General features: G+C 58.1%; 12 protein-coding genes. 1 reads left to right on the top strand and 11 read right to left on the bottom strand.

The features are described from left to right. Positions 1–238 precede the first annotated feature (238 nt). From AB1S56_RS04130 to AB1S56_RS04085, 10 genes are all read right to left on the bottom strand, one after another. Positions 239–592: an STAS domain-containing protein gene (locus AB1S56_RS04130; protein ID WP_340873433.1), complete on the bottom strand. Its 354-nt coding sequence runs from the start codon at positions 590–592 to the stop codon at positions 239–241. Next, positions 589–1,044 (bottom strand): ATP-binding protein, encoded by a 456-nt coding sequence (locus tag AB1S56_RS04125; protein WP_340873432.1) that lies wholly within the window; start codon positions 1,042–1,044, stop codon positions 589–591. Before AB1S56_RS04125 ends, AB1S56_RS04130 begins: the two co-directional genes overlap by 4 nt. Positions 1,045–1,095: 51 nt before the next feature. Continuing rightward, the gene (locus AB1S56_RS04120) at positions 1,096–2,202 is read right to left on the bottom strand and encodes a PP2C family protein-serine/threonine phosphatase (RefSeq protein ID WP_340873430.1); all 1,107 of its coding nucleotides are present in this window, start codon (positions 2,200–2,202) and stop codon (positions 1,096–1,098) included. After that, positions 2,199–3,761 carry a SpoIIE family protein phosphatase gene (locus AB1S56_RS04115; RefSeq protein ID WP_340873428.1) on the bottom strand — a complete coding sequence of 521 codons (1,563 nt, stop codon included), beginning with the start codon at positions 3,759–3,761 and terminating at the stop codon, positions 2,199–2,201. Before AB1S56_RS04115 ends, AB1S56_RS04120 begins: the two co-directional genes overlap by 4 nt. After that, a complete protein-coding gene (locus tag AB1S56_RS04110; protein WP_340873427.1) occupies positions 3,758–5,644 on the bottom strand; it encodes a bacterial transcriptional activator domain-containing protein in 1,887 nt (628 codons plus the stop codon). The genes AB1S56_RS04115 and AB1S56_RS04110 overlap by 4 nt, the downstream gene beginning before the upstream one ends. 102 nt (positions 5,645–5,746) lie before the next feature. Further along, positions 5,747–6,205, bottom strand: a complete 459-nt coding sequence (locus AB1S56_RS04105) for a DinB family protein (RefSeq protein ID WP_340873426.1) — start codon at positions 6,203–6,205, stop codon at positions 5,747–5,749. Positions 6,206–6,324: 119 nt separating this feature from the next. Continuing rightward, a complete protein-coding gene (locus tag AB1S56_RS04100) occupies positions 6,325–7,698 on the bottom strand; it encodes an AAA family ATPase (RefSeq protein WP_340873425.1) in 1,374 nt (457 codons plus the stop codon). Between the two features lie 6 nt (positions 7,699–7,704). Continuing rightward, on the bottom strand, positions 7,705–9,129 hold the full coding sequence (locus AB1S56_RS04095) for an RtcB family protein (RefSeq protein ID WP_340873423.1): 1,425 nt from the start codon (positions 9,127–9,129) through the stop codon (positions 7,705–7,707). 617 nt (positions 9,130–9,746) lie between these two features. Further along, a complete protein-coding gene (locus tag AB1S56_RS04090) occupies positions 9,747–10,865 on the bottom strand; it encodes an RNA-guided endonuclease InsQ/TnpB family protein (RefSeq protein WP_367903425.1) in 1,119 nt (372 codons plus the stop codon). A 26-nt stretch (positions 10,866–10,891) separates the two neighbouring features. Then, a complete protein-coding gene (locus AB1S56_RS04085; RefSeq protein WP_367903424.1) occupies positions 10,892–11,056 on the bottom strand; it encodes a hypothetical protein in 165 nt (54 codons plus the stop codon). Positions 11,057–11,202: 146 nt separating this feature from the next. On the opposite strand from AB1S56_RS04085, the gene AB1S56_RS04080 reads away from it, so the two are divergent. Then, positions 11,203–12,084 (top strand): alpha/beta hydrolase, encoded by an 882-nt coding sequence (locus AB1S56_RS04080; RefSeq protein ID WP_340870731.1) that lies wholly within the window; start codon positions 11,203–11,205, stop codon positions 12,082–12,084. A 105-nt stretch (positions 12,085–12,189) separates the two neighbouring features. Here the strand turns inward: AB1S56_RS04080 and AB1S56_RS04075 are convergent, their stop codons facing one another. Next, positions 12,190–14,328 (bottom strand): nitrate reductase, encoded by a 2,139-nt coding sequence (locus AB1S56_RS04075; protein WP_340870732.1) that lies wholly within the window; start codon positions 14,326–14,328, stop codon positions 12,190–12,192. Between the last annotated feature and the right edge of the window lie 20 nt (positions 14,329–14,348).

The following is a 14,348-nucleotide window of genomic DNA, read 5'->3' as shown; positions in this document are numbered from 1 at the left end:
AAAAACCTTTACACGAATCGGATCGGCCATCCAGAGCTGTAACGGTCATTTTCGAATGTTAGAAAGACAAGGGAGGTAAAGTCAGTGCGTTTAGGAGGGCTAAGCATCAAATTGCCCGTTACATGCTGGACAGATCCACATTCGAGCTCTAAGCGCATTTTTTGACCGTTAGGGTCGTGGCATCCGAAAATGTCAAAAACCGCCGCAGCCCAAGCCGCAGCGGTCTACAAGCAAAGGCTCATGATTCGAGCCGCTGCATCAGCGAATATTCATCGGGGTAGATCATGATGTAATCCGTCAAGCCGATTAAACGGAACATCTTCTGGTAATGGGGACTAACCCCGTACGCATAGAGGCGATAATCCGCCTTCAGCGCCATCTGCGAGAGGCGAATCAACAGGGCGATTCCCGCACTGTTAATTATGGATACGCTGCTCAAATTCAGAACCGCGGCTTGTCCGTCCCCCATGCCCGCCGCCCAATCCCGGCAGCCTAGCAGCACTGACTCCGACTGCTTCGTCAAATCCCCTTGCAGATCGAAGACGATGCCCCGGCCGAACGGCCTCTCCTTGATTGTCAGCTCGTTGATCATCCTTGCTCCACTCCTTCTTGCTCCGTTCTGCCGAACTGCAGCTCCACGCAGAACATGCCTGCCGTCTTGGATGCCGTCACCCGATCGGCGAATTGCCGCATGAACGGGAGTCCCCAGCCCCTGGGCTGCTCCCAGTCTATTTTGTCCCTGACGGACAGGCCGCCCTTGACACTGCCTATGTCGAAGCCCTCTCCCTGATCGCATACCTGGAACGTGAGGCCGCTCGCTTGCACCAGCATCGCCACAGTGACGTTCAGCGCTTTATTCAGCCGATTGCCATGCTCGATCGCGTTCAGGCAAGCCTCGGCTATGGCTGTCTTCATCTCTTCGAGACGCGGCAGAGGCACCTGCTCGTTCAGAAGCGCCTGCTCAATATCCCTAACAAGACGCTTCTCCTGTCCCAGCTCGCTCGTTATGATCCAGCGCCTTCGCAGCTCCGGTCCCTTGTCCATCCGCGGCCCTCCTCCCGAAATCTTCCTTCCTTCACCATAGCCGAAACCCCATTACAAATCCATTACAACGCGGCCAGGCCTGCGCAGCATAACCATCGTCCGATCGTCTCCGCTTTCCTCGCCTTCGGCAGGATTCGTTCTACTCATCACATGAGCAACCTGAGCGTCCAGCGACAGGGAAGCATCTGTATCCAGCAGCAGCTTCTCGAACCGCTGGAATCCCAGCATCTCGCCGCCGGGCAGCTCGCATTCCACCAAGCCGTCCGTGAACAGGACAAGCCTGGAGCCGGGAGGAAGGATCAGCTCGCTATTGCGATACATGGCGGATTCCACCGCGCCCAGCGGAAGCGACGCGACCTCAAGCTCCTGTATCATTCCGTCTTGAAGCAAATATGGCGGCATATGGCCAGCGCTCGCGTATTGAATGGCGTCATGCTCCTGCCTGACAATCGCGAGTCCCATCGACACAAACGATTTGCCCCGCAGCGCCTGATAAGCAAGGCCGTTAAGCCTGCCGAGCACCTCTGCGGCCGATCCGCCCCGCCGGACCTCCCTCCGGAACAATGCCATAATGCCCGACATAAGCAGGGCAGCCTGCATCCCCTTGCCGGCAACATCGCCAACAATGACGGCGAACTCGCCGTTCCGGAGCGGGACGATATCGTACAGGTCGCCGCCGACCTCCCGCGTCTGGCGGCACTCGGCTGCGATGTCGTAATGCCCCAGCCGTTGAGCGCCCGCTGGCAGCAGTCTTCGCTGCAGGTCGTAGGACAAGGCGAGCTCTCGCTCCGCCGCTGCGTGACGCAGGCTCATATACAGCCGCATGTCACTAATCGCTTGCTCAAGTCGCGCGATCTCATCGTCCTGATCGGGTCGAGCTTCCGCGGAGCGCTCTGGCACTGCAGCAGCTTCGACCACCGCTTTCATACCGGCCGTTATCTCACGCATGCGGTTGGCAAGGCGTCTGGTATACAGCCGGAACAACAGGCAGCCAAGTCCGAAGCCCGCTACGGATACGAGCGCAAGCGGCGCTAGCTTCATATTTGCGGCAGCATTGCTGCTCAGCCCGATGTACAGAAGCAGAATGGACACGGGCAAGACCATAAGCAGCATATAGATGACGAATACAGGGGTCAAAAAAGACCGTGTACGGCTCATCCGGCTTCCTCCTCTTCGGTACCGCATGCAATAACCAGGACAGTGAAGTCGCCCGTCGCCACCAGCGCCTTCTCCCGGTATCTGGACCATTCGGGAGCAAGCTGACGATCAAGCTCCTCATCCGCCCGCAGCCCATGAAGACGGAGGTCTCTCTCCTGCTCCTCCAGCCATATTCGGGAGACTTCCTCCGAGTAGAGCACCAGGCGCCTGCCCGCCCCGAAGTGCGCTTCCCCGTTCAGCACCACACCGGCTGGCTCCCCCTCTCCCTCGCTCAGCCAGGCGCTCATAGCCCCTTCCACCGCGAGCTCAACTGTGCCTCGAGCGGCATCCATGACAGCCAATGCAGCCGATATTCGGGCCTCCTTCGGAAAAACATCCGCCAGCGAGCGATTGAAGCGATCCAGCATGGATCGCGGTGAACCGTCGACGTGAATTTCGGCGCGCAGCAGAAGCAGCAGCGCCGACATCTGCAAGGCGGCCGGCAAGCCCTCGCCGGATACCTCGCCCGCCACAACGGCAAGCCTGCCGCCCTCCAGCGGAATCATATCGTAGAAGCCGCTGCCTACCTCCGTCCTCGGGCTTGAGCAGGCGGCCATGGCATATCGCCCCGCGCGCTCCATCGAGGGAGGCAGCAGCTGCTCCTGGAATTGCCGGGCGAGACGGAGCTCCGTGGCCAGCTCCTCGTAGCTTTGGCTCATTTGCTCATGAAGACGGTTGTAAGCAGCCGCCAGCGTTCCCGTCTCGTCGTCGGAGAGAATCGGCATAGCCGCCCCTTCGCTCCTGCCTCCCGCGAGCAGGCCGCGCAGTCTGTCCGTCAGCACCATAAGCTCCCGGCGGAATTGCGAGGCAAGCAGCCAATAGATGGACGCGGCGAATACAAGCTCCAGCCCGACAATCCAAGCCATAATGCCAATATCTATAGGATGATGCTTAATTCGCGCTACCAGCACATACCACAGAATGGACAGCAGATTGACGAGCAGAAGCACGCAGAAGGCCGTCGTCAGCATAGACATGAAGCTGCGCCCCTTCCGGCGCTCTCCCTTGGCATTCGTCAGCCCGAGCAGAGCCGGCCGAATGAGCCTGCGCGCAACGGCAAAATGCAGGATCGCAGCCGTCAAGCTGATCGCGAGCTCGTACAGAAAGCTTCTGACGAAGTTTAACCGGTAATATTCATCCACCTGAACGAACGAATGCCCCTCGAAGGCGTAATGGATAACATGGTAGAAGGGGATAAAAAGCAGCGCATACGCAACCGTCAGCCAGAACAGCTCGTAGGGAAGCCGCAGCAGCAGCTTGCTGACGGCATCATCGTTCACCCGGTCCGCGCTCAGCCTTGCAATTCGCCTGAATCTGGACAGCACATAGCCTTCGAGCATAACCATCATGCCTGCCAGAAGCCCCAGCGTAGCGGGCAGCGAAAATTCGAATAAGTAGGCGAAGGTCAGCCGCTTAATAAACAGGCTCTCCATGGTAATCCAGAAGAGTACAAGCGCCGCTCCCGCTCCGAACAGTCCAAGGAATCTAAGCGCAAGTCCAGCTTCTCCCTCGATCCTCATGATGAACGCCCTCCCATGCTGCGCAGCGTGTCGGCTGCCGGCCCAATACCCAGCTCTCGCTCCAGAAGGTCCGAGAGCCGCCTGAATTCATATTCGGCCTCCGCGCTTCGGCCTTGGCGCCGCAGAATGTCGAAGAGCACCTGATAGGCCTCCTCATGGAGCGGCTGCAGCCTTATCCTTTCCCTCGCAGCCGCTTCGCCCGCCTCCAGCTGTCCGCTCGCCAGCGCCGACGCATACAGCCTGCCCAGCATCTCTCCCTGCATGACGAGCAGCCGCTCCCGCAGGCTCTCAAGCCAATCCGCGCCATGCATATCAGGCGCGATAACGCCGTACATCGGCACCGCCTGCTCCATCATCGCGATGGCAATCCCCGGATCTGTCGGCCACAGCTGGGCGGCAACCCGCCCAAGCGCCATGTAACGCTCCGCATCCGCCTCGTCGATGAGCCCGTCCTTCAGCCTGATGATGCCATCCTTCACCACAACGCTGTTCTCCGAGCCCAAATACTGGAGCAGCGTTCCCTTCAACTGATGAACAACGACATAAAACCGGTTGTCGATCTTGTCCGCCTCGCAGGCCGGAAACAGCGCTTCGGCGGCCTGCTCCCGGCGCGCCGTATAGCCGGGCTGCAGAAGGAGATACAGCAGCAGCTCTCTCGTCTTGCTCCGCTTCCAGCGAATGTCCCGAATGCTCCTGCCCTCCTGCTCGAAGGCAAAATCATCGAAAAGCCGCACACGCCAAGGCGAGACAGCGCTCTCCGAGGCGAGCTTCCCGGAGCGCTCCTGCACAGCGGCGGATTGTCCCAGGCGCACCCGCTCCTCCAGCCGAGCAAGCCTCGCCTCCCCTTCCGCAAGGCTGCCCATCTGAACGGCCGCCTTCGCTTGCGCAAGCAGCCGCAGCGCCCGCTCCTGCTCACCCTTCAGAACGGCAAATTCTACACGCGCTGTCAGCCATTCGAAACGAAGCTCAAGGTCTACCGCTTCCTTCGCCGAGCTTGTGTGAAGCGAACGCTCTATCCTCTCCAGGCCTTCTCCGTCCAAGCCCTCAGCCATCGTCAGCCGGAGCAGCAGCAGCTCCGCCCGAACGCCATAGGGATAAGCAAGCTTGTCCGTCTCGATGATGAAGCGAGACTCCCTCCGGCTCCATTGGCCAGGCGCAGCAGTATCCGACATCAAGGCCGCATGGTCACGCTCCGCATAACGAAGAGCCCGCGCATAATCCACATACGCCTCGCTAAGACTTGCACCCCTCACCCGCTGCTCGAATGCGGCCAGCCGTTCATGCCATAGCTCCTCCGGCATGCCGGCAGCTCCCGCGATTAAGGCATCCAGGGCGGCCAAGGCCGCCTTCACCGGCTGCCCGTCTCTCTCGTAAGCCTCTACGGCGCAATCGTAGCAGCCATACGGCTGCGAATAGGCTGCGCCCTCCTCTTCCACAAGACGACAGCCTCTCGCAAGCGCATAGTCGACGTCTCCGACAAGCTCCAGCCCCTCATCCGTCGTCCGCCGCTCATCGAGCAGAAACCGCAGCATCGGCTTCGCCTCCCCGCATTGGCCGATCCGGATATGCAGGACAGCGAGCTGAGCGAGCGCCGAGAGGAACGGCGCTCGCAGTCCGCTGGCGGCAAGCGGGGCCAGAAGCTCCTTCAGCCCATCCCTCGCCTCCAGCAGCTCTCCCCGCTGCATCCATTCCTCACAGCGAGCTTTCTGCAGCAGGGGAGATGCGGAGACGGCCTCTTCCGGCAGCAGAAGCAGCGCTTCCAGCTCTATCCTCTCCCCGAGCAGAACGGCGTTCTCCAGCCTGCAGACGGCTTCTTCTATTCGGTTGTCCTGCAGCGCAGCCTTCACATACCGCGCCCAAACGTGCATTCGCTTCCCCGGCACTTGCTCAACCCCAATTCCTTGCCATCCAGTACGATCCCACTATTTTCTATGCCATAAGACCTATTTCCTTCTTGACATGTCACTCCGAGGGCACCTTCACCTTCACATCTGACGCGCGAACAAAATAAAATCCAGTCCCGCCGGCTCCAGCGACTCCATCCGCAGGATCCGATTGATCTGGCCCCGGTGATAGTGTCCATGAAGCGTCACATGAGTCAGGATGTCGCGGATGGAGGTGCGAAACGGCGTTCCGCTTTGATTCCTGTAATCCACGATGTCATCCAGCCTCTCCTCGCTGAGCCTATCGAAATATTCTCGGTATCCCTGCTCATTCTGACCAAGCATCGCAAGCAGCTCGTCTAACGTCTCAGAGGTGTCCCATATAGAGAGCTGCGAGCTGTCGCTCCCCTGCAGCCGGGTCAGCCATACCCGCTCCGCCATCACCATATGCCGCAGCAGCCGCAGCGCTTCCGGCTGATCCGCCCCCTGCTCCTTCATCGCGGCAGCCAGCCTTCCATTGGCCCAATATTGATGCTCCAGCATTCTGCTTAACGTCTTCACGAACAACCACGCTCCGTTTCTATCAATAAGGGTTCTGTCCTTAGCATACAACGTTTGTGAACGGAGTTCACCCCTCTTATGCAAGAAGAGGCCCATTCCATGGACCTCTCCCAGCACTCCTATACAAACCCTACCGACTTCGCTTTGTCTTCGCTCATCCAGTCGCCGGTGCGGCTTTTGCCGAAATCCGACTTCATCTCGTCCGCGATGCGAGCGGGATCGGCCTTGCCCTCATAATGGAGCTGCAACGCCGCCGATACGTACAGCTCGCTGAGCTGTGCGAACGTGAAGCCATCCGTTTTGCGGGCCAACACCTCTACTTCGCCGCGATCCACAACCCGCTCCATGCCCTTCCGCAGCAGGTAGGCAAGCCTCAGCCGTTCGTCCGGGAGCTTCACCTCGTACGCGCGGTCGAATCGGCCGGCTCGATTCATCAGAGCGGGGTCGATCCGCTCCGGATAGTTGGTTGTACCGATGAGGAACACACCTTCCTTGGAGGCGACGCCGTCCAGAATGTTGAGGAAGAAGGAGCGGCACGACTCCGGCATAGAGTCGATGTCCTCGATGACCAGCACCATGGGCGCCATACGCACTGCGGCGGAGAATACCTCGGAGATGGATTCGCTGTTCGTAAACTCCGTAATCTGCCAGTAAGCGACGGGCGCCCCGATCGTCGAGGCGATCGACTTCACCAGCGTCGTCTTGCCGTTGCCTGGCTTCCCGTACAGCAGAATTCCCCTCTTGTACGGGATACTGTAGGTCTTGAAGAACGAAGCCTCCTCCGAAAAAAACTCATCCACCGAGCGGTAAATATGCGTCTTCAACGACTCATCCATAAACACGTCATCGCGTGTGACGGCAGCGGCGGCCATGCTCTCCCTCTCCAGACCGTCTCTTGTGTCGCTGTATACGATGATTTTGCGATCCGCCAGCTGTCTCTCCCGCATATCCATCAGGAATTCGCGCAGCGACTCGTCATCGGGAGCGAAGATCAGGTCCTCGTAGCCAAGCCCGTGCATCGTCTCGCGAGGAATCCTCGCAAAAGCGATGCGGAACAACGGATACTGGAACAGATTGTTGCGGACGGACGGTCTGATCTCGTACCCGCCGCTCAGCAGACCCGCGCCCAGCGGATCCGCCTCATAGCGGAACGTGTCCGTCTCCACGAGATCGTACAGACTCGCCGCATGCTCCACGCCGGGATCGCCTCTGCGAAGATCCTCCTCCAGCAAATCCCACATGTCGTTGCTGTCGTCCTGATAATAGAGACGGAAGGAGCAGCCGAACCTCTCCTCCAGCCCGAACAGGATGCGACGAACCGTATCCGTGTAGTCAAAATACCGCTTCTCCCCTCGCGCGGCTGTCTGCAGCTTGCCTGGCGAAGGCGCGATAAACGCCCTTTGCTTGGCAGCAGCAGCAAACGAAGCGACGTTTGGCTTTGTATTTCCGTTTGATTTTACGTTCGCGTTTGCGTTTTTGTTCACCATCTTCATCTATGGCTACACTCCCTTAACCGTCGCCAGCGGACTGCACTTGGCCACAACGGACGCCAATCCCGCGCCAACGACGCTTTCAATAATATGATCGACGTTCTTGTAGGCCTGCGGCGACTCGTCGAGGATCGCCTCCAGGGCGCGGTGATTGACGACAATCTCGTCGTCCCGCCCCACGCGCATCGACGAGGCGAACTCGTCGACGGTCACCAGCTGCTTGGTCGCGTTCCGCGAACGGATACGTCCCGCTCCGTGGCAGATGGAATAATAGTTGGCCGTGCCTGCATCAGCTCCAACCATCAAGTACGAGGACGTCCCCATGGAGCCGGGAATAAGCGCGGGATGACCCGTCTCCCTGTACGGCTCCGGATTGCCGGGATGACCGGCTGGAAGCGCCCGCGTAGCGCCCTTGCGATGGATGAACAACGACTCACCGTTCTCCTCTTCCTCGCAGGCGTAATTGTGCATCAGGTCGTAGAGTGTCCGCATCTCAACCGCTTTGCCCAGCGTATCGCGGAACGCCTCGCGCACCGCATACGCCAGCAGATGCCGATTCACGATCGCATAGTTCAGCGCGGAGTACATCAGGTTCAGGTAGGCGTCGCCCGCAGCGCTGTCCAGCGGCGCGTACTTCAGCTTGGGATCGGCGGTGCCGAGTCCGAGCTTGCTCATCGTTTTGGCCACTTCAGAGACGCAATATTGATTGACCGCCCCTCCCCAAGCGCGAGAGCCGCTATGGAGCATCACAATGACCTGGCCATCCTCCAGCCCCCACTTCTCCGCCGTGGCGCGACCGCCTTCATCCACCTGAACCGCTTGAATCTCGACAAAATGATTGCCGCCTCCCAGCGTGCCAAGCTGGCGGTGCGATCGATGCCAGAGCGGCTCAGGCAGCCGGTTCAGCGCGTTCTCGTCGAAGCGGAAGGCACTGCTCTCGACATGCGTCAGCGAGGTGGCCCTCTTCGGCGTGTACGAATCCGGCACGTATTTGCCCGGCAGGCCGTGAAGCCCCTTGAGAAGCACCTGCTCCAGCCGGATATCGGAGAAGTGTCCTCTGGCGTGATTCTCCACAGGAATGAATCGTTCAATCGCCTTCACCAGCTTGCGCCGGAGCTTCACATCCTTCAGCTCCTCCGCCTTCAGGTTGGTTACGTGAACACGCATGCCGCAGCCAATATCGCTGCCCACGATAGATGGCGAGACGTACCCGCCCTCCATCTCCCACACGGCCGTCGTGCCGATACACGTTCCGACTCCCACGTGCGCGTCAGGCGTGTAGCTCATATAGCGGATGTTCGGAATTTGCAAATTGTTGTTCGCCATCTCCAGCACCTTGTGTCCCATGTCGCGGAACAGCGGATCGCTGGCATAGACGTGCAGATCGCCTGCGGGCAGGTCGATTCGCCTGTAATAGGCTTGTTCGTTGCTCATATGTTTAGAATTTCCTTTCCATTTGTATCATTAGAGGTAGTTCAAAAAACCCACTTTTGATCACGAAGCCAATCAGGAAGCATACTCGGCATCGAATATCGAATTCAGCCGGAACAAGCGTATGCTTACGAAGTGTGTTTCCTCCGGAAACACTGGAGGTGCTCACGTAGCTCCACTACGCTCCACTCCTCACTTCCTAGCTTCATCCGATCTTCTACAGCGTTTTTGAAAAAAACGCAGCATCGTAAGCATGAACTCTGGTGCTGAAAACTGGCCTTTTTGAACACGCATCATTAGAAAACAAAGAAGACCGCAAGCCTCAGCGCTCACAGTCTTCCAGTATAGAGAAAGCTAGAGGAGAAATCGCGTGATGACGAGCCTTCTCCAGGATCTGGCATGCTGCGCGCTCCGTCATTCTTCCTTGCTTAGGCCCGTAGAGGCCGGCGGACAGTCAATGACCCCCACTTAACTAACGTTTGAAGTGGGGCTTATAACAACCCGATCGTACGAACGTCTTGCGACTCCGATCTTTTGGCGTTCCGAAGAACGTGGTGTTACATCCTCGAGTAAGCCTTTGCCTACCGATGGGCAGACTGACAACTGCCCTGCAAGCCTAGTCATGCTAAGCCTGCACCTTCAAGAAGGTACTCTTTTCCCTTCAAACAGAGATTCATGGCGCCGATCCGGTCATCATTGCTTGCATATCCGCATGCCTGGCAACGAAAGCGATGCCTGCGTTTATCCCGGTTTTCTTTCACCGTGTGGCGGCATAGGGGACACGCCTGCGAGGTGTGCTTCGGATCCACGGCTATCGCCATCGATCCTGCAAGCTTCGCCTTATACGTCACCATCTGACGCAGCTGATAGAACGCCCACGATACCGTCACATACCGATACTTCAGCTTTGCCTTTTCCGCCCTGCGGCGGATCCCTGTCAAATCCTCCAGCACAAACAGCGTATTCGCCCCATATCGGGTAACGAGTGCCTTACTTACCTGATGGTTCACATCGGTCATCCAGCGGTTTTCTCGTTCTCCGATTTTCTTCAGCCTGCGGCGGGACGAAGCCGTTTGTTTGCGTTGCAGCTCGGAACGCAATCGTTGGTAGTTTGCTCGTTTGTGTTTCAGTCCCCTTCCCCGAAAAAACAGCGTTCTCCCCTCGGTGTCATACACCGTAGCTACAAAGTTGATGCCCAGATCAATCCCTGCAACGTGTTCAATCTCCTTAAGCTCAGGAGAGGCCATTTCCTTAGACACTGGAATATGCAAAAACCACTTCTGTTTTTTGCATACCAGCTTGGCTGTACCGAATGTCCATGTGCCGTCGAAATAAGTCTCCATTCCTTTGGCTTCGAAGCGAATCTTAATGCGGCCTTGCAGCGTATTGACGGAGAATAGCTTTGCGCTTAGCGAGTAATCCCGTCTCCAGACGAGATCGTATTCCGGCTTCTTAAATTGTACGCGTGTCCAAGCATGTCCGCTGCTCAAGATGGTCTTGTATTTAGCCCGTACCGTTTTCAATACCGACTGAGCCATTTGAGAGCGCAGGCCCATCGTGCTGCGCAGGGTTCGATACGTCATTCGGTGCAGGGCAGACTGCCGGCGCTCGCTCGTCTCAAACACAAGGGCAGAGACAAAATTACAGCCTTGACGATAAGCGATCATCGTTTGTTGCAGGGCCATCATTTGACTGTCTGACGGTTTGATTTTGATTTTCGCCGTCACAGTAACGATCATACGTTCGCCTCCTCACTATACTAATTTTAGCATAGTAGGGAGAACAAGAACACACCAAATATCATTCCGGCTAATGCCGGACGCCCATTCCTCCCCCGCTTATAGAAGACGGGAGTATCCTGGGCGATATTGATGAACGTATGGTTAGACAGGCTGCCCTGCAACGGGAATCGAGTTGTTGTTAAAGTCATGGCCGTCGGCCTCCTTTCTTCAAGTGTTAGAGCTATCATATCCTTTCAATGGAAAGAATGGTTATATAAGTATAGTATACCCCCTTCTGAGGCACATTGAAATGGTAATCATCGACATCTCACTTCGGAGGAGGAGCTAGCCAGACATGCCTTTTGCAACGGTTAACGGAATCAAGCTCTATTACAAAGACAGAGGCTCAGGACTACCCATCGTCTGCATCCACCCGCCTCTCCTGACAAGCGCCAACTTCAATTATCAATCGGAGCAGCTTTCCGACGCGTTCAGAGTAATCACCTTCGACATCAGGGGACATGGCGCAAGCGATCAATCGGAAGCGCCCATCACATACGCCCTTATCGCGGAGGATATTCGTCAGCTGCTGGATCATCTCGGCATAGACAAGGCGATTCTGTGCGGCTACTCCACAGGGGGCACGGTAGCGCTGGAAGCGATGCTGGCTTATCCCGATCGCTTCCTTGGCGGAATCCTATTAAGCGCCATGTCAGAGGCCAGCGATCTCGTCCTGCGTACCCGTATACGGATCGCCATAGGACTGTCCGCCTGGAAGCCCGCTATACGCCTCCTCATGCTGGCGATTACCTGGGGCAACTCGGACAGCTCGCAGACCTTCCGCCAGATGATCAAACGGACCCGGCTAGGCAGCCCGCGCAGCATTCATCAATATTACCGCTGTTCCCTATCGTACAATTGCACCGACCGCTTAGCGCGCATCACAAGCCCTGTCCTGCTCCTGTATGGGGAGAAGGATTGGGGCTTCAAGAGATACCGCCTCAAGCTGATGAACAGCCTGCGCCATGCTTCTCTGGTCCTTCTGAATCAGAAGAAGCATCAGCTGCCGACCAAAGCGGCCTCGGAGATACATGCGGCGATTCGGGAGTGGGTCGACCTGTCAGGCTTGGAACAGCCGCGCCGAGAGCCTGGCCGGAAGGAGGACTTGCAGCAGGCGGAGCTCCCCGGCGCAATGACCGGCATGGAAGTCTCCGGAGAGTCGAGGGAGCTGCACTAGGACAGACTTCTGTACCAACAGAAGAAGACCGGAGCCACGTACGCCCTCGGTCTTCTTCAGCATTTATTCTATTGGCCTGCAACGCTTCCCCATACGTTCCACCAGCTACATCAGCGAGGCTTTAAGCGCCCGGATGGAAACGGTCGCCGTCTTGAAGCCCGGCATTTTGCAATTGGGGTCCAGCTCGGGACTTGTGGCCTTGTTGACGTTCTGAGCGCCTCCCCAGTGCATCGGCACAAACAGGGTGTTCTCCAGAATGCCAGCGCTGATCTTGCATCTTACGCTGAACGCGCCGCGGCGGGAGCGGATTTCCACCCAGTCGCCGTCCTCAATCTTATAGGCCTTGGCCGTCTTGGGATGTATCTCTACAAAGTTGTCGACATTCCGCGCTGCCAGCGTCGCGCTTCTTCGCGTCTGTACGCCGGTCAAATAATGCGACAGCACCCGCCCGTTCGTCAGCGTCAGCGGAAACTCCTCATCGGGCAGCTCCTGCGGCTGACGGCTTGGCACTGGGAAGAACACCGCTTTGCCATCCGGATGGGCAAACCGCTTCTCGAACATGATGCCTGTACCCGGCGACTCATCCACGGAAGGACATGGCCAATAGACGCCGCCTTCGCGTCTGAGCCGCTCGTACGTGATGCCGTAATAATCGGCAACGCCGCCTTTGGTAGCGATACGGAGCTCTTCGAATATTTGCTCGGCGGAATGGAAGCTGAAGTAGTCGGCCTTGCCCAGTCTAGCAGCCAGATCGCATAGGATGGACCAGTCGTGCCGCGCTTCGCCAGGCGCCTCCACCTTGGATTCCCGGAGCAGGACTCGCCCCTCCAGATTCGTCAGGGTGCCGTCATTCTCCAGATATGCCGTAACAGGGAGCACAACGTCCGCCAGACGCGCTGTTTCCGACAGGAAGAGATCGGCGACGGCCAGGAACTCCACCTTCTCCAGCGCTTCCTCAACGAGATCCGCATTGGGATTGGACATAATGGGATTCGACCCCATAACGAACAAGGAGCGAATCGCGCCTTGGTGCACCAGCTCCATCATCTCGTAGGCGGACACACCCTTGCGAGGGAGGCTGTCAGGCTCCACGCCCCACACACCCGCCACATAGCGGCGATCCTCCTCGTTCTCGATCAGCCGGTAGCCCGGCAGCTGATCCGCCTTCTGCCCGTGCTCGCGGCCGCCTTGCCCGTTGCCCTGACCGGTTACCGCGCCGTAACCGCAGCCTGGCTTGCCAATCTTGCCCGTAGCCAGCACAAGATTCAGGAAATTACGCACGGCCACATGGCCGTCGGTCTGCTGCTCCACCCCGCGCGCTGTGAGAATAATGCCCGTCTCCGCACGCCCATACTGCTCCGCCGCCTTCTCAATCAGCGACTGCTCCAGGCCAGTCAGCTCCGCGATCTCCGCCAGCGACACCGTCTCCAGATGCTTCAGCAGCTCCTCGATGCCGTTGGTGCGCTCCTTAATAAACGCTTCATCCATCCAGCCGCCCAGCTGCACAGCCTTCAGCAGACCATTAGCCAGCCCGGCGTCCGTACCCGGCCGGATCTGAAGATGAAGATCCGCCAGCTCCGACGTCCCCGTCACACGAGGGTCAATGACGATGATGGTGGCCCCATTTTCCTTGGCTCGGGTGAGGTAAGGCATAAGGGTAGGCTGGCATTCCGCAATATTCGTGCCGGCCAGAATCAGACATTGAGCCTTCGGAATGTCCTCCAGCCGGCATGTCAGGCCGCGGTCGATGCCGAACGTCTTGACGCCGGCCGAAGCAGCGGCGGACATGCAGAAGCGGCCGTTATAATCGACGTAGCGGGTGCCGAGCCCAATCCGGGCGAACTTGCCCAGCAAATACGCCGACTCGTTGGTCAAGGAACCTCCGCCGTACAAGCCGATTGCATCCGCGCCATGCTCCTCTGTAACGGAGGTAAAGCTGTCGACAATGCGGCCCAGCGCCTCCTCCCAGGTGGCAGGCTCCAGCTTGCCGTTCACTCTGACCAGCGGCTGCACGATCCGCTCGCCGCTCATGACATGCTGATGTGCGTTCATGCCCTTGACGCAGACGCGTCCTTCCGACGCTTTGTTCGGGATCCCTTCTACTATATAGGACGGCTTTCTCTCTCCAGGCACTGCCTCTTGCCGCGTCAGCCGGATCTTGCACTGCACGCTGCAGAAGGGACACTGCGTGTCGACATGCATGCCCGGCTTCAGCATAGGCGTGCGATTCAGCAATTGCTGCATGGTTTCTCCCCCTCCCTGTC

The sequence above is a fragment of the Paenibacillus sp. PL2-23 genome (genome assembly GCF_040834005.1).
Taxonomy (GTDB): domain Bacteria; phylum Bacillota; class Bacilli; order Paenibacillales; family Paenibacillaceae; genus Pristimantibacillus.
The sequence above is the reverse complement of the archived record's forward strand: the minus strand, read 5'-3'. Positions and strand labels throughout refer to the sequence as shown.

Excerpts from the sequence above, each read along its gene's own strand:
- AB1S56_RS04125 (WP_340873432.1), bottom strand. The coding sequence starts at position 1,044 with ATGGACAAGGGACCGGAGCTGCGAAGGCGCTGGATCATAACGAGCGAG.
- AB1S56_RS04100 (WP_340873425.1), bottom strand. The coding sequence starts at position 7,698 with ATGAAGATGGTGAACAAAAACGCAAACGCGAACGTAAAATCAAACGGA.
- AB1S56_RS04085 (WP_367903424.1), bottom strand. The coding sequence starts at position 11,056 with ATGACTTTAACAACAACTCGATTCCCGTTGCAGGGCAGCCTGTCTAAC.
- AB1S56_RS04075 (WP_340870732.1), bottom strand. The coding sequence starts at position 14,328 with ATGCAGCAATTGCTGAATCGCACGCCTATGCTGAAGCCGGGCATGCAT.
- AB1S56_RS04130 (WP_340873433.1), bottom strand. The coding sequence starts at position 592 with ATGATCAACGAGCTGACAATCAAGGAGAGGCCGTTCGGCCGGGGCATC.
- AB1S56_RS04090 (WP_367903425.1), bottom strand. The coding sequence starts at position 10,865 with ATGATCGTTACTGTGACGGCGAAAATCAAAATCAAACCGTCAGACAGT.
- AB1S56_RS04095 (WP_340873423.1), bottom strand. The coding sequence starts at position 9,129 with ATGAGCAACGAACAAGCCTATTACAGGCGAATCGACCTGCCCGCAGGC.
- AB1S56_RS04120 (WP_340873430.1), bottom strand. The coding sequence starts at position 2,202 with ATGAGCCGTACACGGTCTTTTTTGACCCCTGTATTCGTCATCTATATG.
- AB1S56_RS04115 (WP_340873428.1), bottom strand. The coding sequence starts at position 3,761 with ATGAGGATCGAGGGAGAAGCTGGACTTGCGCTTAGATTCCTTGGACTG.
- AB1S56_RS04080 (WP_340870731.1), top strand. The coding sequence starts at position 11,203 with ATGCCTTTTGCAACGGTTAACGGAATCAAGCTCTATTACAAAGACAGA.